Below are 22,043 nucleotides of genomic sequence, written 5' to 3'. Positions count from 1 at the left end.
GGAAGCCGTCGCGCGAGCGGTGGCGGTGAGGGGCTTGACGAGCCCTCAGAGGGCGACTCCCGCCCCTAGGGCCGGATTCGCTCCCGCGGGATCGTCAGGAGCCCTCTGGGCGCGCTCACGCGTTCCATCGCGCGCGGGGACGCGTGACAGCCATGTCCAGAAGGCTTCTGGCCGGAAAACGCGAAACCCCGAACCGGAGTGGTTCGGGGCGGAATGCGCGAAGCCCCCGAACCGTGGTGGTTCGGGGGCTTCGGGGAAGATCAGGCTTCGGCCTTGTCCTCGGAGCCGGCCTCCTCGGCCTCCTCCTCGACCGGGGCGCCGTTGATCTCGGCGTAGATGGCCTTGAGGTCGACCTCGTTGCCCTCGCTGTCGACGACCTTGGCGGCGTCGCCGAGCACGGACTTGGCCTTGTCGCGGACGATCTCGACCATGGCCAGCGTGAGCTGGTCGTTGTCGGCGAGGTGCTTGGCCAGCTCGTTGGGCTGGACGCCCATCTCCATGGCGCGGCGCACCACGAAGTTGGTCAGCTCCTGCTCGTTGACGCCCAGCTCCTCGGCCTTGACGATCTTGTCGAGCACGAAGCCGACCTTGAGCGCCTTGGCGGAGTTGGTGTCGAACTCGGTGAAGCGCTCCTCCTCCGTCGTCTGATACAGACGGAAGAAGGCGTCGCGGCTCAGGCCGCTCTCGGCGATCTGGTGGTCGAGGTTGTGCTTGCGGGCGTCGACCTCGGCCTTGAGCGCGCTCTCGGGCAGCGGGATGTCGATCTTCTCGAGCAGCGCGTCGAGGGCCTTCTCGCGGGCCTGGACGACCTGGTCGATGAGCTTGTTGCGGCGGGACTGCTCGCGGATGCTGGCCTTGAGCTCGTCGAGCGTGTCGAACTCGCTGGCGAGCTGGGCGAACTCGTCGTCGAGCTCGGGAAGGACCTTCTCCTTGACCGACTTGACGTTGATGATCACGTCGGCCTCCTCGCCGGCGTTCTCGCCGCCGACGAGCTCGGTCTTGAAGCTCTTCTCGTCGCCCGCGGACATGCCGACGAGGGCGTCGTCGAGGCCCTGCAGCACCGAGCCGGCGCCGACCTCGTAGGAGACCTCGCTGGCCTGCTGCTCCTCGATGTTCTCGCCGTTGATCTCGGCGCGCAGGTCCATCACCACGAAGTCGCCGTTGGCGGCCGCGCGCTCGACGCCGGTCAGCGTCGCGAAGCGCTGGCGCAGCGAGTCGAGCTGGCCGTCGACGTCCTCGTCGGAGACCTCGGCGGAGTCGACGGTGACCTCGGCGCCCTGGTAGTCGGGCACCTCGAAGTTGGGCCGGATGTCGACCTCGGCGGTGAACTCGATCTGCTCACCGTCGTCGATCTTCGTGACCTCGATGTCGGGCTGGCTCACCGGGAACACGTCGACCTCGTCGACGGCCTGGCCGTAGAGCTTGGGCACCGCGTCGTTGAGGGTCTCCTCCAGCACTACCGCCCGGCCGAAGCGCTGCTCGATGATGCGGGCCGGAACCTTGCCAGGCCGGAACCCGGGGACGCGCACCTGCTGCGCGACCTTCTTGTACGCCGCATCCATGCTCGGGCGCAGCTCTTCGAACGGCACCTCGACGGTGAGCTTGACCCGGGTCGGGCTGAGCTCCTCGACAGCGGTCTTCACGGAATGGTCTCCTTGATCAAGCTACGAGTGATCGCGGGCGCGTCCATTCGGTACGGCTCACGCGCCGCGCCCACATGAGCGGCGTTGGGCATGCTCCGCCACGGCGGGATCCAACGCCGATGGCCAGTCTAGGGCAGATGCGTACCGAACAACGACGCCGTCGCCGTCAGAACTCCTCGGCGATCGTCCGCAGGAGATCGATCGTCTCATCTGGGGTGGTGCTCACGGCGCACAGCCGCTCCATGACCTCTGTGTAGCGGTCCACGTCCTCACGCTTGTCCAGGTACAGGGCGCTGGCCAGTTGCTCGACGTAGACCACGTCGGGCAGGTCGCGGTCGGGGAAGCGCAGGACGCTGAAGGCCCCGCCCTCGGCGCTGTGGCCGCCGAAGCTGAACGGCATGATCTGGATGGTGATGCTGGGCTGCCGCATGAGGTCGATGAGGTGTTCGAGCTGGGCGCGCATGACCTCGACGCCGCCGATGGGCCGGCGCAGCGCCGCCTCGTCGATCACGGCCCAGAAGATCGGGCCGTCCGGGCGGTCGAGGATGCGCTGGCGTTCGAGCCTGAGGTCGACCCTCCTGGCGATCTCCTCCGTCGCGATGCCCGCCGCTCCCGCGGTCACGACGGCCCGGGCGTACTCCTTGGTCTGCAGCAGTCCTGGCACGAACTGGACCTCGTAGGTCCTGATCCGGGCGGCGGCCTCCTCAAGGCCGACGTACGCCTGGAACCACGTGGGCAGGACGTCGTTGAACCGGTGCCACCAGCCGGGTTCGTTGGCCGTGGCCACCAGGTCGAGGACGGCGGCGCGCGCCTGCGGATCGACGACCCCGTACAGGGTGAGCAGGTCGGCGACGTCACGTTCCTTGAACCCCACCCGGCCCAGCTCCATGCGGCTGATCTTGGATTCGGACCCCCTGATGAGGTGACCCGCCTCCTCGCGGCTGACGTTCTTCGCCTCCCTGAGCTTTCGCAGCTGGGAGCCCAGGAGGATGCGCAGCGCCGTCGGCCCCGAACCCGGCTGGTTCTGCGTCACTTTGCCTCCTACTCAAGGTCCGCACACACAGTGACACCACATCGCCGGGTATGACAAGGTCTCAACCCCGTGTCCGATTAGGAGAGTTTTGCCCCAAAAGGCGCATGCTGCTGCACATTGCAGCTGCACGTGCATTTGGGTCTTGCAGCCGCCGCGTTCGTGACCCATGATGGCTTAGTGCATTGTGGGCCAAACATGCACTAAACCGAGGGCTACGGGGAGGTATCGGCGGCATGGTGGAGGATCCTCTGGCCACTGCCGATTGCCTGCAGATCACCCGTGAGGTGGGGTTCGACCACCTGCTCAAGGGCGGGAAGCCGAACACGACCGCGTGTCCCCTGCCCTTCCAGGCCGACTCGGTGAAGACCGCCAGGGACGTGACCCGCTCCACGCTGCGGGGATGGGGCCTGCACGAGCTGAGCGACGACGCCGCGCTCGTGGTGTCGGAGCTGGTGACGAACGCCGTCAGGTACGCCATGTACGCGGCCGGCCGGCGGGAGATCGAGCTCCTGCTGATGCGCGTGTCGCCGCACGTGCTGCTGGCGGTGGCGGACCCGAGCGACGAGGTGCCGCGCCGCAAGGAGCCGGACTTCATCTCCGAGAACGGGCGCGGCCTCTACATCGTCGAGACCTACAGTCAGTGCTGGGGCTGGGATCCGCTCGACCGCGGCGGCAAGGCCGTGTGGGCGTTGTTCCGCGCCGAAGAGGGCTGACCCGCTCGTCCCTACTCGCCGGTGGCGCCGTCGATGCGCTCGCGCAGCAGGTCGGCGTGGCCGTTGTGGCGCGCGTACTCCTCGATCATGTGGACGAGGATCCAGCGGTGGGTGCAGTCCTGGCCGTTCCTGTCGCCCGTGGCGTCCAAGGACTTGGCGGCCGAGATGGCACGTGCGCGCTCCATCTCGTCCTGCCAGGTGGTGAACGCCTCCTCGACCGAGGCCTCGTCCACGTCGTTGAAGTCCGCGTCGGCGTCGACTTCCTTGTTCCAGAGGCGGGGGATGTCCTCGCCGTCCAGCACGCGGCGGAACCAGACGCGCTCCACGTGCGCCATGTGCCGGACCAGGCCCAGCAGTGACATGGTGGAGGGCCCGGCCGAGCGGAGCCTGAGCTGGTCGTCGGTCAGGCCGTCGCATTTGACGGCCAGAGTGCCGCGATGCCATTCGAGCCAGTTGTTGAGCATGGTCCGTTCGTCGCCGGCATAGGGCGGCGGCACGCGATTGTCTGTCACGCCATGACCTTAGTGGGCAGTTCGTCCTGCTTCGACGTGATTTTTGGGGCGCGAAAAGCAAGAGGCCCCCTCCGGATGGGAGGGGGCCTGCTGAGCTGGTCGGGGCGACAGGATTTGAACCTGCGACTTCTTGCTCCCAAAGCAAGCGCGCTGCCAAGCTGCGCCACGCCCCGCCTCGTCGGGTGCGCATGCGGTCCGTGACTCCGGTACGCTTACGCCCTGACGACCGGATGAAGTCTAGACCAGAGTTCGACCGGTTCGCGCGGACGTAGCTCAATGGTAGAGCCCTAGTCTTCCAAACTAGCTACGCGGGTTCGATTCCCGTCGTCCGCTCCAGACACGAAGGCCCAGGTCCGGGAGATGATCCCGAGCCTGGGCCTTACTGTTGTCCGATCTTGTCTCTTTGTGGCCGCGCCGGCCTCATGCCGTCCGGCCATCTGCCCTACAGGGGACACCGACACTGATCGCACGCTCTACGGGAGGGCGCTGAAGTACATCCATGCGGCGACGGCCTCCACCCTCAAGGCCGATGGAACCTCAGGGCTCCTATGATCGGCACGACGACAGGAGGCCCAGTGTTCTTCCATCCGTTCACGCTCTTCGTCATCGCGATTCTGCTCGGCGGAGTCGCCTTGTTCGTCGTGATGAGCATCCAGCTGTGCAGGCTGTTCTGTGGGAACGCCTCCGGCGGGAGCGCTCGGCCCCGGGGTGATCGCGAAGGCGGCCCTGTCTCCGGGTAGTCAGCGGCCGAGGCGGAGCCCATGAACCCGAAGGGGGCATCACCCACGCCCAGAGCGTGCCGGTGCGGGCGGCCGACCACGGGGGCGTCGCGGTGATCGACGGTGTGCGTCGTGACGGACCCGACGTAGAGCGGAGCAGCTCTCGTGCGCGGTTCGGGGGCCTTGGGTTTTCGTGATCTTCGGGGCGTAGGGTGGTGGTGATGCGTGCACGACCGATCTCACGGGAGGCGCTCGTCGAGGAGCTGGCCGAGCGTGTCGCCGCGTGGCCCAGGGACTCATGGGTGCGGGTGGCCGTCGACGGGGCGCCCGTGGCGGGGCCCGGCGCGCTGGCCGACGAGCTGGTCGCGCCCCTGCGGCTGCGGGGGCGGCCCGTGCTGCGGGTGTCGGCCGGCGACTTCCTGAGGCCGGCCTCGCTGCGGCTGGAGCACGGCCGGACCGATCCCGACGTCTTCTACGAGGACTGGCTCGACGTCAAGGGGTTGCTGCGCGAGGTGCTCGAACCGCTGGAACCGGGCGGCTCGGGGCGGGTGCTGCCGGCGTTGTGGGACAGCGGGATCGATCGGGCGTACCGGCTGCCGTACCGGGAGCTGGCGCCGGGCGGGGTGGTGCTCGTGGACGGGACGCTCCTGCTGGGACGGGGGCTGCCGTTCGAGCTGAGCGTGCACGTGTGGCTGTCGGCGGGTGCGCTGGCGCGGCGCACCCCCGAGGACGAACGGTGGCGCCTGCCGGCCTACGAGCGGTACGAGCGCGAGGCGCGCCCGCAGCGGGCCGCCGACGTGGTCGTCAGGGCCGACCATCCGGACCGTCCGGCGGTGCTGACGGACGGCTGAGCCCCAGCAGGGCGTCCAGCTCGGCGACGGCCTGGGCGTTGGAGGTGAAGCGCACGGCGTGCAGGCCGGCCGCGCGGGCGCCCTCGACGTACGGCTCGTGGTCGTCCAGGAACACCGTGGCGGCGGGATCGGCGCCGAGGGCGTCGCAGGCCAGCAGGTAGATGCGCGGGTCCGGTTTGCGCACGCCCGCCTCGTGCGAGTAGACGATGTGGTCCACCAGGTCGGCGTAGCCGTACGCGGCCTGCTCGCGTTCCCTGGCTCCGACGTAGCTGTTGCTCACCAGGCCCGTACGGAAGCGGGGACGCAGGGCGCCCAGGTACGCCATCAGCCCGGTGTTGGGGCTGCCGAGGTACTCGGTCCAGACGTCGGCCATGAACGCCTCGGCGTCCGCGCCGAGCAGCTTCGCCACCTCGGCGTCGGCCTGCTCCTCCGTCACCTCTCCCACGGCCCCGGCCAGCCAGGTCGGCTCCAGGTGCGCGTCGAGGTGACCGGCGGGCAGGCCGAGCCGCTCCTCCCATGTGGCCGTCACCCCCAGGGACGGCGTGAGCTCCAGGACGCCGCCGATGTCGAAGATGACCGCTTCGATTTTCATTCGCTCCTCCTGTGAACTGTTTCAACCAAGGTAAAGAAGGAACGTGTCCGCGTCCATACCCTTGACGGCTCGGAAGGGCGGCTCAAACTGAAACGGTGATCCCTGGCAACTGGTACAACATCGTTCCCGATCTTCCCGTGCCGCCTCCGCCGCCGCTGCACCCCGGCACCCGCCGTCCCGTCGGGCCGGACGACCTCGCGCCACTGTTCCCCATGGGGCTCATCGCGCAGGAGGTCAGCGGCGAGCGCTACGTGCCCATCCCGAAGGAGGTCTACGACGTCTACCGACTGTGGCGGCCGACGCCGCTGATCAGGGCGCACCGGCTGGAGAAGGCCCTCGACACGCCGGCCCGCATCTACTACAAGTACGAAGGCGTCTCACCGGCCGGGTCGCACAAGGCGAACACCGCCGTGCCGCAGGCGTACTACAACGCCAAGGAAGGCGTGCGGCTGCTGACCACGGAGACCGGCGCGGGACAGTGGGGGTCGGCCCTGGCGTTCGCCTGCGCCCAGTTCGACATCGAGTGCCGGATCTGGATGGTTCGCGCCTCCTACGACCAGAAGCCGTACCGCAGCTCGCTCATGCGCGTGTACGGCGCCACCGTCCACCCCAGCCCCTCACCCGTCACCGGCGCGGGCAGCAAGGCGCTGGCCGACGACCCCGACTCGCCCGGCAGCCTGGGACTGGCGATCAGCGAGGCGGTCGAGGTGGCCGCCGCGAACCCCGAGGCCCGGTACGCGCTCGGCTCGGTGCTCAGCCACGTCCTCATGCACCAGACGGTGATCGGCGAGGAGGCCCTGGCGCAACTGCCCGAGCTGCCCGACCTGGTCATCGGCTGCACCGGCGGCGGCTCCAACTTCGCCGGCCTCGCCTTCCCCTTCCTCAGGGAGAAGCTGGCCGGACGGATCGCCACCGAGTTCCGGGCCGTCGAGCCGGCCGCCTGCCCGTCGTTCACCCGAGGCGTCTACGCCTACGACTTCGGCGACACCGCCGGGCTGACGCCGCTGCTCAAGATGCACACCCTCGGGCACTCCTTCGTCCCCGACCCGATCCACGCCGGCGGGCTGCGCTATCACGGCATGGCGCCGCTGCTGTCCCACATGTACGAGCTGGGGTTGTTCGAGGCGGTGACCCGTACCCAGAGCGAGTGCTTCGAGGCGGGCGTGCGCTTCGCGCGGACGGAGGGCATCGTCCCGGCTCCCGAGCCCACGCACGCGCTGGCCGAGACCATCGCCGAGGCGCTGCGCTGCAAGGAGAGCGGCGAGGAGAAGGTGATCCTCACCGCGCTGTGCGGGCACGGCCACTTCGACCTGGCCGCCTACGACCGCCACCTGGCCGGCGAACTGGAGGATCACACCCTCCCGCAGGAACGGCTCGACCGGGCGCTCACCGAACTGCCCGGCTGAGGGAAGCACGGGTGGCCGCGGGATCCCGCGGCCACCCGTGGTCAGTTCGCGTTCGGGCGCTTCCTGTGGTTCGCCTTCTTCTTCTTGCGCCCCCTGCCCTTGCGTGCGCGTTTCGCCATGGGCTCACCTCCGGCGGTCGGGATCGTGACCTTCAAGGTCTCCCCTGCCCGTCAGTCGCACAAGCGATACGCCGCGACCTAACATTCCTCAACAAACTCGTGTCATAATTTGGTGGAATCTGTTGGAAGGGGTGGGCGTGCTCGCACAGCAGCGTCAGCAGACGATCCTGGAACGCGTACGCAGCAGCGGCGGCGTCCGGGTGGCCGACCTCGTGCGCGAGCTCGGCGTCTCGGACATGACGATACGCCGTGACCTTGAGGTGCTGGCCGAGCGCGGGCTGCTGGAGAAGGTCCACGGCGGCGCGACGGCCCTCGGCCCCGGTTCGACCGAGGAGCCCGGCTTCACCGCCAAGTCCGCCCGCCAGCAGCAGGAGAAGGAGGCCATCGCGCGGCACGCGGCCACCCTCGTCCGGCCGGGCACCGCCGTCGCGCTCTCCGCCGGCACCACCACGTGGGCGCTGGCCCACCATCTGGTCGCCGTGCCCGAGCTGACCGTGATCACCAACTCGATCCCCGTCGCCGAGGTCTTCCACCGCAACCCGCGCGCCGACCGCACGGTCGTGCTGACCGGCGGCGTGCGCACACCCTCCGACGCGCTCGTCGGCCCCGTGGCGGTGGCGGCGATCCGCCGGCTGCACGTGGACACGCTCTTCCTCGGGGTGCACGGCATGAGCCTGCGCGCCGGGTTCACCACGCCCAACCTCCTGGAGTCCGAGACCGACAGGGAGCTGGTGGCCGCGGCGCACCGGCTGGTGGTCCCCGCCGACCACACCAAGTGGAACACGGTCGGCATCAGCACGATCGCCGAGCTGACCGAGGCCGACGTGGTCATCAGCGACGCGGGGCTGCCCGAGGAAGCACGCACCGAGCTGGCCGAACGGGCCGGAGAACTGATCATCGCGGAGGGCACGCCTTGAAGCGCACCATCACCCACCTGGCAGACGGCCGAGAGCTGATCTACTTCGACCGGCGCGACGACGCCGACCGGAGCGCGATCGACCGGCGTCCGCTCGACCCGCGGCCGGTGGCCTCCGAGCTGCGCTACGACCCGCTGACCGAGGAGTGGATCGCGATCGCCGGTCACCGGCAGACGCGCACGTTCCTGCCGCCGGCCGACGAGTGCCCGTTGTGCCCGTCGTCCGGGACGCGGGCGTCGGAGATCCCGGCCCATGACTATGACGTGGTGGTGTTCGAGAACCGCTTCCCCTCTTTCTCCGGAAATTTTGGGACTTATGGGGATGTCGGCGGGTTGAGTGAGGTGCGTCCGGGGGTCGGGCGGTGTGAGGTGGTGTGCTTCACCTCCGACCACACCTCCTCCTTCTCCAAGCTCTCCAACGCCCAGGTCAGGCTGGTCATGGAGGCGTGGGCCGACCGCACGGCCGAGCTGTCCGGCATGGAGGGCGTCGAGCAGGTGTTCTGCTTCGAGAACAGGGGCGAGGAGATCGGCATCACGCTCCCGCACCCGCACGGGCAGATCTACGCCTACCCCTACGTGACCCCGCGCACCAAGCTCCAGCTCGGAGCGGCCTCGCGGTACACGGGCGGCAATCTGTTCGCCGACGTGCTGGCCGCCGAACGGGCCGCCGGCACGCGGGTGGTCGCCTCCAACAAGCTGTGGACGGCGTTCGTCCCGGCCGCCGCGCGCTGGCCGTTCGAGGTGCACGTGTATCCGCACCGGCAGGTGCCCGACCTGGCGGCGCTGTCGGAGGAGGAGCGGGCCGCGTTCGCGCCGCTGTACACCTCGGTGCTGCGGGCGCTGGACGCGCTGTTCGGGGTGGCGATGCCGTACATCTCGGCCTGGCACCAGGCGCCGGTGCGGTACGGCCGCGAGCTGGCCTACCTGCACCTGGAGCTGTTCAGCATCAGGCGGGCGCCCGGCAAGCTGAAGTACCTGGCGGGCTCGGAGTCGGCCATGGGCGCCTTCGTCAACGACGTGCTGCCGGAGGAGGCTGCACGCATGTTGCGATCACGAATTGATCACTAATTGATTTCTCCTTAAAGTCGCATGACTCGTGATCTACCACTAATATCCCGTTAGACATCGGCCAGAACGGTCGTTGTACGCCTAATCCCGGGCGTGTTGCCCGGGAGCCGGGGACCCATCGCATCCGGGGTGAATCCGCGCAAGTGGTAGGGACTGCTCCCGTGCCCGAACCCGTCAGCTAACCCGGCCGGCAGAGGGAGAGGAACACCCACGTGGCGGCTTCGACCCCCGCGAGTCTTGCCATCGGCCTCATCACCGCCACCGCGCTGCTCATCCATCCGGCCGCCGCCTCGGCCGCGCCCAAGCCGTCCGAGGCCGAGCTGCGGGCCCAGCTCAAGCAGCTCAACAGCAAGGTGGACAAGCTCATCGAGACGTACAACCTCAAGCGGGTCGAGCTGGCCAAGGCCCAGCAGGCCGCCACGGCGGCACAGCAGCGGCTCACCGCCGCCGAGCAGGCGGTGGCCACGGCCGAGCAGCGGGTCGCCGAGATCGCCCGGATGCGCTACCAGAACCGCGACGCCTCCCTGCCCGGCTTCATGCTGACCCCGGACGGCAACAACGTGGCCATGCTCGAACAGCTCACCGCCGAGCAGCAGGCCGTCGTCAACAGCGTGGCCAAGGCCCGCGACGACCAGAAGAAGGCCGCCGCTGCCGCCACCGCGCTCGCGGCCGAGCTCAAGGCGGGCACGGCGGAGGTGGCCGAGCAGCGCGACGACGCCCAGGACGTCATCGACGACATCAAGAAGAAGCTCCAGGACCTCGTGCCGTTCGGGCCGGGCAAGAAGTCCGACGGCAGCTGGGCGCCCGAGCTGCCGTCCGGCTCGGACAACATCACGCCGCGCACCCGGCTGATGCGCGCGCAGGTGCAGAAGAGCTTCTCGCTGCCGTACGAGGTGGGCTGCTTCCGGTCCGGCTCCAGCGGCGAGCACCCGCTCGGCCGGGCCTGCGACTTCATGATGAGTACGGGCGGCACCATGCCGAGCGCCGTCAACAACGCCCTGGGCGACCGCCTGGCCGCCTGGGCGCTGCAGAACAAGGCCAAGCTCGGCGTCAAGTACGTGATCTGGAAGCAGCGCATCAACCAGGGCTCGGGCTGGCGCGCGATGTCCGACCGCGGCAGCATCACCGAGAACCACTACGACCACGTGCACATCTCGATGAACTAGCCGACGTCCTGTTCGCGTGACCACCTGACAGCCTTGCCGGCCCGGGCTGTCGGTGGTTCAGCCCCGGAACCTGTCCGTCGCGGCGGTCAGCAGGTCGATCATCTCCAGCCCGCCGTGTCCCTCCCCCACCACGTGCAGCTCGCTCCCGGGCCACGCCTTGTGCAGCTCCCAGGCCGTCACCAAGGGCCCGCTGACGTCGTACTTCCCGTGGATGAGCACCCCGGGCACCCCCGCCAGCCGCGTAACCCCGCGAACGAGATCGCTCTCCCCGAGAAAACACCCGTTCCCCCAGTAGTGCGTCACCAGCCGGGCGAACGTCATCCGGAACACCGGGTCCTGATATCTCCGGCTCGGCTGGAACTCCGGGTCGAGGCTCACATGCGTGTCCTCCCACGCACACCACTCGATCGCCGCCCGCTCCCGCCGCTCGGGGTCGGCCAGCGCCTTCGCGTAGCCCGCCGCCAGGTTCCCGCCCCGGTCCTCCTCCGGCAGGAAGTCGCGGAACCGCTCCCACTCCCGGGGGAAGATCCGCCCGACGTCCCGGGTGATCCACTCGATCTCCCAGGGCCGCCCGGCGGTGACCGCGAACAGGATCACCTCGCTCACCCGCTCCGGATACCGCTCGGCGTAGGCCAGCGACAGCGTCGCCCCCCAGGACGCCCCCACGAGCTGCCACCGCTCGATGCCGAGATGCTCCCGCAGCCGCTCCATGTCGGCGACGAGGTGCGCCGTGGTGTTGACCGACAGATCGGTTTCCGGCTCCCCGGCATCAGGCGTGCTCTTCCCGCAACCACGCTGATGAAAGACGACGATCCGGTACGCCTCGGGATCGTGGTACCGCCGCCACCCCGGGGACGCGCCCCCGCCCGGCCCGCCGTGCACGATCACCGCCGGCTTGCCATGCGGATTCCCGCTGACCTCCCAGTAGACGAGGTTGCCGTCACCCACGTCCAACATGCCCTGCTCGTAGGGCTCAATCGAGGAATACATAAGCGCTAATATATCTACATGACCCAGAGTCTCGGCACCCTGATGCGCACCTTCCACGAGCGCACCGACGGCGCGATCGCCCGGCTGTACGCCGACCTCGGGCTCCCCGACTACCGCCCCCGCTACTCCCCCGTCGTCCGCGCCCTGGTCGAGACCGGCCCCATGACCATCCGCGACCTGGCCGCCGCCATCGGCGTCACCCACTCCGCCGCCAGCCAGACCGTCACCCAGATGCGCCGCGCCGGCTACCTCGACCTCCGCCCCGGCCCCGACGACGCCCGCCAGCGCATCGTGCACCTCACCGGACGATGCCGCGACGCGCTCCCTCTCATCGAGGCCGAATGGCAGGCCACCGCCCTCGCCATCGCCACCCTGGACGCCGAGCTCCCCGTCCCGCTGGCCGACGTCCTCGCCTCCGCCCTCCAGGCCCTCGACGCCCACCCCTTCCGCGACCGCCTTCTCGCGACCGCGCCGCTGGCCGCGTACGGCGATCGGCGCGGTCCCGGGGGCAGGGACTGACCCTGCTCTCTCACGCCAGGTCGAGCACCGCCTTGCCGTGCACGCGGCGTTCGAGGAGGGCGGTCACGGCCTCGGTGGCGTCGTCCCAGCCGCCGCGCCAGGTGATCTCAGGGCTCAGCGTGCCGCCCGCGACCTGTCCGGCCAGCCAGGTCAGGTCGCGGCGCAGGCCCTGGCAGTAGAGCAGGTGGAACGTCACGAGCGAACGGTCGTGGCGGTCGGCTCCGCCGAACAGGGCTCCGAACGGGAAGCTCTCCCCCTCGCCGGTGGAGTGGCCGACGGCGACCAGCGTGCCGCCCTCGGTGAGCTGGTCGAACGCCTCGACCAGCGGGGCGCCGCCGAGCAGGTCCAGGACGCCGTCGAGCCGTCCGCCGCTCTCCGCGGGGCTCGCGACGACCTCGTCCGCGCCGAGCGCGCGCAGGGCTTCGCCGTGCCGGGCCGGGTCGCCGGTGGCGGCGATCACGTACGCGCCGCCGAGCCGGGCGAGCTGCACGGCGTACCGTCCGACGCCGCCCGTCGCGCCGGTGACCAGGACGCGCCGCCCCAGGATCGGCCCGAGACGGTCGAGCGCGCGCAGCGCGGTGGCGCCGGCGACCGGGATCGTGCTGATCGCGCCGGGGTCCGCGTCCTGCGGCGCCACCCCGATCCAGTCGGTCGACACGGCCCGCAGCTCGGCCCAGCCACCACTCTCGCCCACCGTGACCACGGGCGTGCCCGCGGCCGGCCCCGAGCCGTCGGCCGCGGCCTGGACGACGACCCCCGCGGCGTCCCAGCCCAGCACCGTGCCCTCGGGCGCCTCCTGGAGGCCGTGCCTGACCTCGCCGTAGTTGAGCGACGTGGCGGTGACCCGGACCAGCGCCTGGCCGGGCGCGGGCACCGGCTCGGGGGCCTCCCCCACCCGCAGGCCCCCGGGAACGGAACGGTCGACGATCAAAGCGCGCATGATGATGCCCTCCAAAGTGCCACTGAGTGGCATAAGCCTATAGGGGGCATATGCGCTCCGGCTACACTAGGGGACGATGACCGCCGATCTGCTGCCGCTCCGGGAGCGCAAGAAGCTCAAGACCAGGGCCGCCCTGGTGGACACCGCGCTCGCGCTGTTCACCGAGCGCGGCTTCGACCAGGTGACCCTCGACGAGCTGTGCGCGGAGGTCGAGATCTCCAAGCGCACGTTCTTCCGGAACTTCGCCAGCAAGGAGGAGGTCGCCTCGGCCCCGCTGGAGGCCCTGTGGACCGCGCTGCTCGGCGACGTCGAGCACGCGCCGCTCGGCGGCCGTCCCGTGCTGGAGGTGTTGCAGGAGGCGATGCTCGCGGCGGTGCGCCGGATGTCGGCGGAGGGGCCGGAATGGGTGGCCCGCGTGCGGCTCAGCCAGGAGCTGTCGCAGCGTACGCCGTCCATCGCCGCGCACGGGCTGCAGTTCTGCGACCGCACCAGCGCGGCCTTCGAGACGACCCTGCGTACGCGGCTCGGCCTCGGCGACCGCGACCAGCGGCCCAGGCTGGCGCTCGACCTGCTGGTGGCGGCCTTCCACGCCGCCCTGCGCGGCTGGACCACCGGCTCGCCCGAGCCCACGCTGGACGGCCTGCTCGCCGAGCTGCGTTCCGTGTTCGCGGCCGTGCCCGAGGCGGTGACGTTCACCGGCGACGGGCCCGGCCGCCGGGTCAGCCGAGCGTGAGCGGGTTGACCAGGTCGGCGTAGACCAGCAGACCGGCCATGATGATCAGCACGAACGCCATCGCGTACGTGAGCGGCAGCACCTTGGCGATGTCGACGTGGCGCGGCTCGGGACGGCGCATGACCCTGGCGTAGCCGCGCTTGATCCCCTCCCACAGGCCGCCCGCGATGTGACCGCCGTCGAGGGGCAGCAGCGGGATCAGGTTGAACAGGCCGATCGCCAGGTTGAACCCGGCGAGCAGGCTGACGAAGGTGAACAGCTTGTTCGTGACGGAGGTGTCGGAGGCCAGGATCTCGCCGCCGAGCCGGCCCGCGCCCACGACGCCCACCGGGCCCTCGGGGTCGCGCTTCTCGCCGGAGAAGGCGGCGTTCCAGACGCCGACCATCTTCTCCGGCAGGTTGACCATCGAGCCCACGACGCGGCCGGTCAGGTCGCCCATGTAGCCCAGGACGTACCCCATGCTCTGCTTCTCGTAGACCTGGGAGGGCACGACGCCGAGGAACCCGACACCCTTGTCGATCTTGCCTTCGTCGGCCGTGCTGGGCAGGTCGCGGGCGATGAGGGTGACGTCGAGCGTCATCGGCCTGCCGTCGCGGACGATGCCGAGCTTGACCGGGCCGGCGCCGTGGCCGCGGATGAGGCGGGTGGCGTCCTGCCAGCTCGCGATCTTCTGGCCGTCGAGGGAGACCATGCGGTCGCCGACCTTGACACCCGCCTTCGCGGCCGGGGTGCGCTCGTCGGCGGGCGTGCACGTCTTGCGCACCTCGGTGGTGGGGATCACGCACGTGTTGGTGTCGGCCGACACGATCGGGGCCAGCTTGGGCAGGCCGATGCCGACCAGCAGGATGCTGAAGAAGATGAAGGCGAGCACGAAGTTCATCGCCGGGCCGCCCGACATGATGATGACCTTCTGCCACCACTTCTTGCGGTAGAAGACGCGGTCCTCGTCGCCGGGCCGCACCTCCTCCATCGCGGCGTCGCGGGCGGTCTCGATCAGGCCCTGCCACGGCCCGGTCGGCGCGCTGCGCAACCTGCCGGGGACGTCGCCCGGACGCGGCGGCAGCATGCCGATCATGCGGATGTAGCCGCCGAGCGGGATCCACTTGATGCCGTACTCGGTCTCGCCCCTGCGGATGGACCAGGCGGTCGAGCCGAAGCCGACCATGTACTGGGTCACGCGCACGCCGAAGATCTTGGCCGGCACGAGATGGCCCACCTCGTGCAGGCCGACGGAGACCATCAACCCCACCAGGAAGAGGAGGATCCCGGCGACAAAGAGCCAGTTCATCTACGCGCGCTCCAGGCAGACAGGCGGTCTCGACGTGTCCAGACTAGTCGAACTCATCACATCCCTCGGGCTTGTCCGCACTTTGGCGAATCCACGAGCCACATTGACAGTAAGCGATCAGCCGATCACCCTGGGAGACGATGGAGGGGGACGTCTTGATCCGCATACTCATCGCCGAACACCTGCCCTTGGTGCGACGCGGTCTGCAGGCCACGCTCGAAGCCGAGCCCGACCTGCGGGTGGTCGCCGAGACAGGCTGCCCCGACGGCGTGCTGCCGGCGGCGCGGTCCAGCGCGCCCGACGTCGCGATCGTCGACCTCGACCTGCCGGGCCTGCCGGTCGCCACCCATCTGACCCAGCAGATCCCCCGCTGCTCGGTGCTGATCCTTTCCGCGCGGCCGAGCCCCGGCGAGGTGCGCAGGGCGTTCAACGGCAGCGTGCTGGGGTTCATGAGCCTGCGGGTGGCGCCCGAGCGGCTGGCCGAGGGGGTGCGCCAGGTCGCTGCGGGCGGCCGGGCGGTGGAGTCGGAGCTGGCGGTGGCCGCCCTGCAGTCGGCCGCCAACCCGCTCACCCGGCGGGAGCTCGACGTGCTGCGCATCGCGGCCGGCGGGGCGAGATCGACGGAGATCGCCGACCAGTTGTTCCTGTCGGTCGGCACCGTACGCAATCATCTGTCGCGGATCATGTGCAAGACGGGCGCCCGCAACCGGCTCGACGCCGTACGCATCGCCAGCGACAGCGGCTGGCTGTGAGAGCGGCCCACGGGAGCCCGACGAGGAGACGGGCCCGGTGGAGCCGCGCCGCTCCGCCGGGACCCGAACAGTCGAATGATCTCAGCCTGCCGAACCCGCTGCCAGTGACCGCCATCACGACCTGACCCGTGTGAAACGTCACTACGGACGCCAGATCAACACCAGCGCGCAGTCGTCGTTGTGGCCCGAGGACATCGCGTTGACCAGCGCCCTCGCGCCGTCGCGGAAGCCGGAGGGCAGGAGCCGTTCGGCCTCGCCGAGCAGCCGGTCGAGCCCGGCGTCGATGTCGCGCCCCGGCTGCTCGATCAGCCCGTCGGTGTAGAGCAGCAGCGCGTCACCCTTGCGCAGGGTGCCGCTGTCGGGCTCGCAGTGGAGGTCGGGCACCACGCCGAGCACCACGCCCTTGGCCGAGGCGACCTGCCAGTTGCCGGTGCCGGAGTCGAGCTTGACGACCGGCGGGTGGCCGGCCGAGGTGATCGTGTAGTCGCCGGTGGCCAGGTCGAGGCGTAGGTGCACGGCCGTCACGAAGCCCTCGTCGCCGCGCTGCCGGTGGAGGTAGGCGTTGCACGCGGGCAGGAAGTCGTCGACCGAGCCCAGCAGCCCGCCGAACGTGCCCGACAGCAGCAGCGCGCGGGTGCCGGCGTCGACGCCCTTGCCCGAGACGTCGACGAGGGCGATCTCCACGGAGTCGCCGTCGCGCATGGAGACCAGGAAGTCGCCGCCGAACGACGAGCCGCCGGCCTGCTTGAGCACCACCTTGGCGCCCCAGTCCTTGGGCAGCGGGGGCAGCTCGCCCTGGCTCTTGAGCCGGTCGCGCAGCTCCAGCAGCATCGCGTCGCCGCGCAGCCCCTGCACGCCGAGCTTGCCCCTGGTACGGGCCATCAGCACGGCCAGCACGGTGGTGAACACGATCGTCACCGTGAGCCCTAGCCCCACCCGCGCCACCCCGAGCGTGGCCGCGATGTAGGCCAGCGCGACGCCCACCGCCACCAGCAGCTTGACCAGGCTGCGCAGCCGCAGCTGCAACCCGCCGATCAAGGTGACCAGGATGAGCAGCGACGGCGAGAACCACTCGGTGGACACCTTCGCCGCCAGCAGCCCGATGACGAGCGAGAGCACGGTCAGGGTGATGAGCAGGTTGCGGTCGCGGGCCAGCGGCCCTCTCCGGAGGAACCGGACGGCAGACACCAGGAACGGCACCCGCACCAGGACCGCGCGGACCCGTGGCGGAATCAGCGGCGCCGGACGGGAACTCATGATGCGTGTGACTGTATCGGTCTGACCCCTGTTTGGGCAGCCCACTTGACCAAGGCCTTGATCATTAAGCACGGATATTGGGTGGCCGTCCCCCTTTGCCCGCTCCTACCGTGGACGGATGACCTATCCGATCCGTCCCATTGACGAATCCGAGTGGCCGGGCTTCGCCGGCGTGCTCGCAGAGGGGTTCGGCTGGACGCCGCATCCCACCCAGGACGAGCGGTTCAAGGCGGCCACGGAGTTCGACCGCACGCTGGTCGCCTTCGACGGCACCACCATGGCGGGCGTCACGTCCGTCTTCAGCCTCACGATGACGGTCCCCGGCGGACGCCAGATCCCCGTGGGCGGCGTGACCGCGGTCGGTGTGCTTCCCTCGCACCGCCGCCGCGGCGTGCTGTCCGCGCTCATGCGCCGGCAGCTGTCCGACATCCGCGACCGGGGCGAGTCGGTGGCCGCCCTCTACGCCTCCGAGTCGCTGATCTACGGCAGGTTCGGCTACGGCAGGGCGGCCAGCGAGCTGTCGTACCGCATCGACAAGCACCGCTCGGCCTTCGTGCGGGACGCCCCCACGGACCCCGCGCTCAGGATCAGGGTGGTCTCCCCCGCCGAGGCCAGGAGCGACTTCGAGAAGCTGTTCTCCGAGGTCGTGACCCGGCGTCCGGGACGGTACGCGCGCAACCGGCACATCTGGGACGGGATGCTCGCCGACGAGGAGCACGACAGGGACGGCTGGGGCTCGCTGCGCGCGGTGCTCGCCGAGGACGACGGCAACGTGCGCGGCTACGCGCTGTTCCGCACGAAGTCCGCCTGGGACCCCAACGGCGTGGCCAACGGCGAGCTGCGGCTCATCGAACTGGAGGCGGCCGACCCGGCGGCCTACGCCCTGCTGTGGCGCAACGTGCTGGACCGGGACCTGATCACCAGGCTGGAGGCGTACGCCCGGCCGGTGGACGACGCCCTGACCGCGCTGCTCGCCGACTCCCGGCAACTGCGCGCGACCTGGTCCGACGAGCTGTGGGTACGCCTGGTCGACGTCGACGAGGCCCTGACCGCCCGCGCCTACGCGGCCCCCGTGGACCTGGTGATCGAGATCGAGGACGACGTGTGCCCGTGGAACGCCGGCCGCCGCCGGCTCACCGCGGGCACCGACGGCGCGCAGTGCAAGCAGGTGGACGACGAGCCGGACCTGACGGTGCCGGTGTCCGCGCTCGGCTCGGCGTACATGGGGGACGGCCTGCTCGGCGCCCAGCTCGACGCGGGCCTGCTGCGCGAGCGCACGCCGGGCGCGGTGCGGGCGCTGGCCGCGGCCATGGCCTGGACCCCCAAGCCACTGGCCGGGCTGGTGTTCTGATCCCCGGAACAAGACCGGAGACAAGGCACAGGACAAGGCACAGAACGAGACCCGGAGCGTAGGCTCGGAGCATGGCCCTGCAAAGTCTGCAGATCACCGCGACCATCGCCATGCGGGCCCGCGACGTGTCCAGGCCGTCGAAGGAGCAGCAGGAGGCCGCCGACCGGCGGCCCCTGCGCGACGAGACGCCACGGCGCGAGGCCAGGCGCAAGAGCGAGCCCGCCTAGGGCAGCGAGGGCAGCTGGCCGATCGTCTCGTAGGTGGTCAGCTGCGCGATGCGCCTGCTGTGGCGCTCGCTGCCGGAGAAGGAGGTGGTCAGGAAGACCTCCACGAACCTGGTCGCCTCCTCGGTCGTGTGCATGCGGGCGCCGATGCTGACGACGTTGGCGTTGTTGTGCTCGCGGGCCAGGGAGGCGGTCTCCTCGCTCCAGGCCAGGGCCGCGCGGATGCCGCGCACCTTGTTGGCCGCGATCTGCTCGCCGTTGCCCGAGCCGCCGATCACCACCCCGAGGCTGCCGGGGTCGCCGGCGACGCCCTCGGCGGCGCGCAGGACGAACGCGGGATAGTCGTCCTCGGCGTCGTAGACGAAGGGACCGCAGTCGGTCACCTCGTGGCCGTGGTCCTTGAGCCAGGACACGAGGTGGTTCTTGAGCTCATAGCCGGCATGGTCGGCACCGATGTAGACACGCACCCGTCCAGTCTTCCACAGCCCCGCCGATCCCACTCGCTGGCTAGAGTAAGGACCCCAACCGTTCCCCAGTCCTTACGAAAGTGGAGACGCATGCGTGAGATCCGCGTCATCGGCGATCCGGTGCTGCGCACGCCCGCCGAGCCCGTCACCGACTTCGACCGCGAGCTGCGCCGCCTGATCGAGGAGATGTTCCAGGCGATGTACGCGGTCAACGGCGTCGGCCTGGCCGGCCCGCAGATCGGCGTGTCGCGGCGGCTGTTCGTCTACGACATCGCCGGCCGCAAGGGCCACGTCGTCAACCCCGTGCTCACCGTCGACGACGCCGAGGAGGTCTCCGACGAGGAGGGCTGCCTGTCGGTGCCCGACCGCCGCACCGGCACGCCGATCTACGCCGCCGTCGCGCGGGCGGCGGGCGTCACCGTCGAGGGGCTCGACCGGTTGCAGCGGCCGGTGCGCCTGAAGGCCCGCGGCTCGCTGGCGCGCTGCTTCCAGCACGAGACCCAGCACCTCGACGGCAAGCTGTACGTGGACCGCCTGCCGAAGGACGAGGCCCGCAAGATCATGCTCCGCGCGTAGGCCGGGGCCTACAGCTGCAGCGACTTGATCTCCAGGTACTCCTCCAGGCCGAACTCGCCCAGCTCGCGGCCCACTCCCGACTGCTTGTAGCCGCCGAAGGGGGCCAGCGGGTTGAACTGGCCGCCGTTGACGACGACCTGACCGGTGCGCAGCCTGCGCGCGACGGCGACCGCGCGCTCCTGGCTGCCCGACCAGACCGCCCCGGCCAGGCCGTACCTGGTGTCGTTGGCGATCTCCACGGCCTGGCCCTCGCTCGTGTACGGGATCAGCGCCAGCACGGGCCCGAAGATCTCCTCCTGCTCGATCGTCATGCCCGGCTCGACCGCGGCGAAGACCGTGGGCTCGACGTAGAAGCCGCGTTCGCGGGGGCGCTCGGTGCCGCCGGCGACGAGCCTGGCGCCCTCCTCCTGACCCCGGTTGATGTAGCGGACCACCCGCTCGCGCTGGGCCGCCGACACCAGGGGCCCGACCCTGGTGGCCTCGTCGAAGGGGTCGCCGACGGTGTACTTGCGGGTCGCCTCGACGGCCAGGCGGACGGCGTCGTCGTACTGGTCGCGGTGGACGATCATCCGGCTCCAGGCCGAGCAGGTCTGGCCCGCGTTGATGAAGCAGTTGGCCACCCCGACCTTGACGGCCGTGGCGAGATCGGCGTCGGGCAGGACGATGTTGGCCGACTTGCCGCCGAGCTCCAGCGCCACCCGCTTGACGGTCTCGGCGGCGAGCGCGGCGACCCGGCGGCCGGCCGCGGTGGAGCCGGTGAAGGAGACCATGTCCACGTCGGGATGGGCGGCCATGGCCTCGCCGACGACCGGGCCGCGTCCGCTGACCAGGTTGAACACCCCGGGCGGCAGGCCGACCTCGTCGAAGATCTCCGCCAGCGCGTACGCCGCGAGCGGCGCCACCTCGCTCGGCTTGAGCACGACCGTGCATCCGGCGGCCAGCGCGGGGCCGACCTTGCAGATGATCTGGTGGAGCGGGTAGTTCCAGGGCGTGATCGCCGCGACGACCCCGATCGGCTCCTTGACCAGCAGGGAGTTGCCGATGCGGGACTCGCGCGGGTAGCTCTCGGCCATCTGCGCGTAGGAGGACAGCACGGCCGCGGGCATCAGCGTCTGCACCTTGAGCGCGAAGCCGAGCGGCGCGCCCATGTCGGTCGCGATCGTCCGCGCGACGCTCTCGGCGCGCTGCTTGAGCAGCTCGGCCGCGGCGCCGAGCAGCTTCCCGCGCTGCGTCGCCGACGTGTCGGACCAGACGGGGAACGCCTCGCGCGCCGCCGACACCGCCGCCTCGACGTCGTCGGGGGTGCCCGCGGGCACCCGATCGATGATCTCCTCCGTGGCCGGGTTGGCGACCTCGATGGACTCGTCTGACGTAGAGGCGTTCCAGGAACCGCCGATGTACAGCTGGCGCATGGGGCCATCCTCGCGTGCACGTCGTGGACTGGCGACAGCATGGACCGGGCAGAGGGGGATTCCTTATCCTCGGCGCGCCCGAGACCTACCGCCAGGGTAGGAGTCTTACCCCGGCGGCGGAAGACATATCTAGTCGAAGGTGGGCTGTCTGGTACGAGTCCGCTTCAGCTCGAAGAAGTCATCGAACTCGGTGACGAGAAGAACGCCGTCCCACAGCCTGCCCGCGTCCTCGCCCTTCGGGATGGACGTGATCACGGGACCGAAGAAGGCGTTGGCGCCGACGCGGATGACCGGGGTGCCGACGTCCTGGCCGACCAGGGTGATGCCCTCCTGGTGGGAGGCGCGTACGTCGTCGTCCCACTCGGTGGAGTGGGCGGCGGCGGCGAGGTCGCGGCTGAGGCCGATCGCCTCCAGGGAGTCCTCGATGAGCTCGCCGAGGCGGCTGAGGTCCTTGCTCCCGCCCTGGTTGTGCAGGCGGGTGCCGAGCTCGGTGTAGAGCGGGCCGACGACCTTGTCGCCGTGCGCGGCCCGTGCCGCGGCCACGACGCGGACGGGTTCGATGGCCCTGGCGATGGCCTCACGGTAGGAGTCGGGCACGTCATTGCCCTCGTTGAGGACGTTGAGGCTCATCACGTGCCAGCGCGGCTCGATGGCGCGAACCTTCTCCACTTCGAGAAGCCATCGTGACGTCGCCCAGGCAAATGGGCAGAAAGGATCGAACCACAGGTCCACGGGAATCTTCTCAGTCACGTGGGGCCATAACCTGAGGGTGTCGAGGTCCTATTCCCGGCGTGGC

General features: G+C 70.1%; 24 protein-coding genes, 2 tRNA genes and 1 riboswitch. Of the genes, 13 read left to right on the top strand and 13 right to left on the bottom strand.

Annotated elements, in window-relative coordinates:
• Positions 1-260: 260 nt before the first annotated feature.
• Positions 261-1,643, bottom strand: coding sequence for a trigger factor (gene tig, locus ACWCSU_RS21765; protein ID WP_449937018.1), 1,383 nt, complete (start codon positions 1,641-1,643; stop codon positions 261-263).
• Positions 1,644-1,809: 166 nt separating this feature from the next.
• Positions 1,810-2,676, bottom strand: a complete 867-nt coding sequence (locus ACWCSU_RS21760; RefSeq protein ID WP_357705269.1) for a helix-turn-helix domain-containing protein — start codon at positions 2,674-2,676, stop codon at positions 1,810-1,812.
• A gap of 233 nt (positions 2,677-2,909) precedes the next feature.
• On the opposite strand from ACWCSU_RS21760, the gene ACWCSU_RS21755 reads away from it, so the two are divergent.
• Positions 2,910-3,389: an ATP-binding protein gene (locus tag ACWCSU_RS21755; protein WP_357705267.1), complete on the top strand. Its 480-nt coding sequence runs from the start codon at positions 2,910-2,912 to the stop codon at positions 3,387-3,389.
• Positions 3,390-3,400: 11 nt separating this feature from the next.
• Here the strand turns inward: ACWCSU_RS21755 and ACWCSU_RS21750 are convergent, their stop codons facing one another.
• Entirely contained in the window at positions 3,401-3,901 is a 501-nt protein-coding gene (locus ACWCSU_RS21750) for a DinB family protein (protein WP_449937017.1), read from the bottom strand.
• A 96-nt stretch (positions 3,902-3,997) separates the two neighbouring features.
• Positions 3,998-4,074 (bottom strand) — tRNA-Pro (locus ACWCSU_RS21745).
• An 89-nt stretch (positions 4,075-4,163) separates the two neighbouring features.
• On the opposite strand from ACWCSU_RS21745, the gene ACWCSU_RS21740 reads away from it, so the two are divergent.
• Positions 4,164-4,237 (top strand) — tRNA-Gly (locus ACWCSU_RS21740).
• A gap of 604 nt (positions 4,238-4,841) precedes the next feature.
• Entirely contained in the window at positions 4,842-5,471 is a 630-nt protein-coding gene (locus ACWCSU_RS21735; protein ID WP_449937016.1) for a uridine kinase, read from the top strand.
• Here the strand turns inward: ACWCSU_RS21735 and ACWCSU_RS21730 are convergent.
• Entirely contained in the window at positions 5,425-6,063 is a 639-nt protein-coding gene (locus tag ACWCSU_RS21730) for an HAD family hydrolase (protein ID WP_449937015.1), read from the bottom strand. The genes ACWCSU_RS21735 and ACWCSU_RS21730 overlap by 47 nt on opposite strands.
• A 95-nt stretch (positions 6,064-6,158) precedes the next feature.
• Between ACWCSU_RS21730 and ACWCSU_RS21725 the strand changes: the two genes are divergently transcribed.
• Complete coding sequence (locus tag ACWCSU_RS21725) at positions 6,159-7,469, top strand: TrpB-like pyridoxal phosphate-dependent enzyme (protein ID WP_449937012.1); 1,311 nt, start codon at positions 6,159-6,161, stop codon at positions 7,467-7,469.
• Positions 7,470-7,510: 41 nt separating this feature from the next.
• Here ACWCSU_RS21725 and ACWCSU_RS21720 read toward each other — a convergent pair whose 3' ends face one another.
• Positions 7,511-7,588: a 50S ribosomal protein bL37 gene (locus tag ACWCSU_RS21720; RefSeq protein ID WP_387679150.1), complete on the bottom strand. Its 78-nt coding sequence runs from the start codon at positions 7,586-7,588 to the stop codon at positions 7,511-7,513.
• A gap of 137 nt (positions 7,589-7,725) precedes the next feature.
• On the opposite strand from ACWCSU_RS21720, the gene ACWCSU_RS21715 reads away from it, so the two are divergent.
• The 3 genes from ACWCSU_RS21715 to ACWCSU_RS21705 all read left to right on the top strand — a co-directional run bounded on the left by ACWCSU_RS21715 (position 7,726) and on the right by ACWCSU_RS21705 (position 10,738).
• A complete protein-coding gene (locus tag ACWCSU_RS21715) occupies positions 7,726-8,505 on the top strand; it encodes a DeoR/GlpR family DNA-binding transcription regulator (protein WP_125636437.1) in 780 nt (259 codons plus the stop codon).
• Complete coding sequence (gene galT, locus ACWCSU_RS21710; RefSeq protein WP_364104313.1) at positions 8,502-9,572, top strand: galactose-1-phosphate uridylyltransferase; 1,071 nt, start codon at positions 8,502-8,504, stop codon at positions 9,570-9,572. Before ACWCSU_RS21715 ends, galT begins: the two co-directional genes overlap by 4 nt.
• 68 nt (positions 9,573-9,640) lie before the next feature.
• Positions 9,641-9,779: riboswitch (cyclic di-AMP (ydaO/yuaA leader) on the top strand.
• Positions 9,780-9,784: 5 nt separating this feature from the next.
• Positions 9,785-10,738: a coiled-coil domain-containing protein gene (locus tag ACWCSU_RS21705; protein ID WP_357705254.1), complete on the top strand. Its 954-nt coding sequence runs from the start codon at positions 9,785-9,787 to the stop codon at positions 10,736-10,738.
• Positions 10,739-10,795: 57 nt separating this feature from the next.
• Here ACWCSU_RS21705 and pip read toward each other — a convergent pair whose 3' ends face one another.
• Positions 10,796-11,728, bottom strand: coding sequence for a prolyl aminopeptidase (gene pip / locus ACWCSU_RS21700; protein WP_449937011.1), 933 nt, complete (start codon positions 11,726-11,728; stop codon positions 10,796-10,798).
• Positions 11,729-11,746: 18 nt separating this feature from the next.
• On the opposite strand from pip, the gene ACWCSU_RS21695 reads away from it, so the two are divergent.
• A complete protein-coding gene (locus tag ACWCSU_RS21695; protein ID WP_449937009.1) occupies positions 11,747-12,247 on the top strand; it encodes a MarR family winged helix-turn-helix transcriptional regulator in 501 nt (166 codons plus the stop codon).
• A gap of 10 nt (positions 12,248-12,257) precedes the next feature.
• Here ACWCSU_RS21695 and ACWCSU_RS21690 read toward each other — a convergent pair whose 3' ends face one another.
• Positions 12,258-13,187: a zinc-binding dehydrogenase gene (locus ACWCSU_RS21690; RefSeq protein ID WP_449937007.1), complete on the bottom strand. Its 930-nt coding sequence runs from the start codon at positions 13,185-13,187 to the stop codon at positions 12,258-12,260.
• Positions 13,188-13,263: 76 nt separating this feature from the next.
• Between ACWCSU_RS21690 and ACWCSU_RS21685 the strand changes: the two genes are divergently transcribed.
• Positions 13,264-13,920, top strand: a complete 657-nt coding sequence (locus ACWCSU_RS21685; protein ID WP_357705246.1) for a TetR/AcrR family transcriptional regulator — start codon at positions 13,264-13,266, stop codon at positions 13,918-13,920.
• Here the strand turns inward: ACWCSU_RS21685 and ACWCSU_RS21680 are convergent.
• A complete protein-coding gene (locus ACWCSU_RS21680) occupies positions 13,907-15,208 on the bottom strand; it encodes a M50 family metallopeptidase (protein ID WP_357705244.1) in 1,302 nt (433 codons plus the stop codon). The genes ACWCSU_RS21685 and ACWCSU_RS21680 overlap by 14 nt on opposite strands.
• 155 nt (positions 15,209-15,363) lie before the next feature.
• Between ACWCSU_RS21680 and ACWCSU_RS21675 the strand changes: the two genes are divergently transcribed.
• Complete coding sequence (locus ACWCSU_RS21675; RefSeq protein WP_357705242.1) at positions 15,364-15,960, top strand: response regulator transcription factor; 597 nt, start codon at positions 15,364-15,366, stop codon at positions 15,958-15,960.
• Between the two features lie 141 nt (positions 15,961-16,101).
• Here the strand turns inward: ACWCSU_RS21675 and ACWCSU_RS21670 are convergent, their stop codons facing one another.
• The gene (locus ACWCSU_RS21670) at positions 16,102-17,217 is read right to left on the bottom strand and encodes a PP2C family protein-serine/threonine phosphatase (RefSeq protein WP_357705240.1); all 1,116 of its coding nucleotides are present in this window, start codon (positions 17,215-17,217) and stop codon (positions 16,102-16,104) included.
• Between the two features lie 118 nt (positions 17,218-17,335).
• Here ACWCSU_RS21670 and ACWCSU_RS21665 point away from each other — a divergent pair, with 118 nt between their 5' ends.
• Both ACWCSU_RS21665 and ACWCSU_RS21660 read left to right on the top strand, forming a co-directional pair.
• Positions 17,336-18,568: a GNAT family N-acetyltransferase gene (locus ACWCSU_RS21665; protein WP_357705238.1), complete on the top strand. Its 1,233-nt coding sequence runs from the start codon at positions 17,336-17,338 to the stop codon at positions 18,566-18,568.
• 71 nt (positions 18,569-18,639) lie between these two features.
• Positions 18,640-18,795: a hypothetical protein gene (locus tag ACWCSU_RS21660; protein ID WP_357705236.1), complete on the top strand. Its 156-nt coding sequence runs from the start codon at positions 18,640-18,642 to the stop codon at positions 18,793-18,795.
• On the opposite strand, the gene ACWCSU_RS21655 is transcribed toward ACWCSU_RS21660, so the two are convergent.
• Entirely contained in the window at positions 18,792-19,259 is a 468-nt protein-coding gene (locus ACWCSU_RS21655) for a ribose-5-phosphate isomerase (RefSeq protein ID WP_352360446.1), read from the bottom strand. The two genes, ACWCSU_RS21660 and ACWCSU_RS21655, sit on opposite strands and share 4 nt — an antisense overlap.
• Before the next feature lie 90 nt (positions 19,260-19,349).
• Here ACWCSU_RS21655 and def point away from each other — a divergent pair, with 90 nt between their 5' ends.
• A complete protein-coding gene (gene def / locus ACWCSU_RS21650) occupies positions 19,350-19,835 on the top strand; it encodes a peptide deformylase (RefSeq protein WP_357705234.1) in 486 nt (161 codons plus the stop codon).
• A gap of 8 nt (positions 19,836-19,843) precedes the next feature.
• Here def and ACWCSU_RS21645 read toward each other — a convergent pair whose 3' ends face one another.
• A complete protein-coding gene (locus ACWCSU_RS21645) occupies positions 19,844-21,247 on the bottom strand; it encodes an aldehyde dehydrogenase family protein (protein ID WP_364092353.1) in 1,404 nt (467 codons plus the stop codon).
• Positions 21,248-21,376: 129 nt separating this feature from the next.
• The gene (locus tag ACWCSU_RS21640; protein ID WP_357705230.1) at positions 21,377-21,997 is read right to left on the bottom strand and encodes a DsbA family protein; all 621 of its coding nucleotides are present in this window, start codon (positions 21,995-21,997) and stop codon (positions 21,377-21,379) included.
• Positions 21,998-22,043 lie beyond the last annotated feature (46 nt).

This window comes from Nonomuraea sp. NPDC001699, assembly GCF_053596455.1.
The sequence above is the reverse complement of the archived record's forward strand: the minus strand, read 5'-3'. Positions and strand labels throughout refer to the sequence as shown.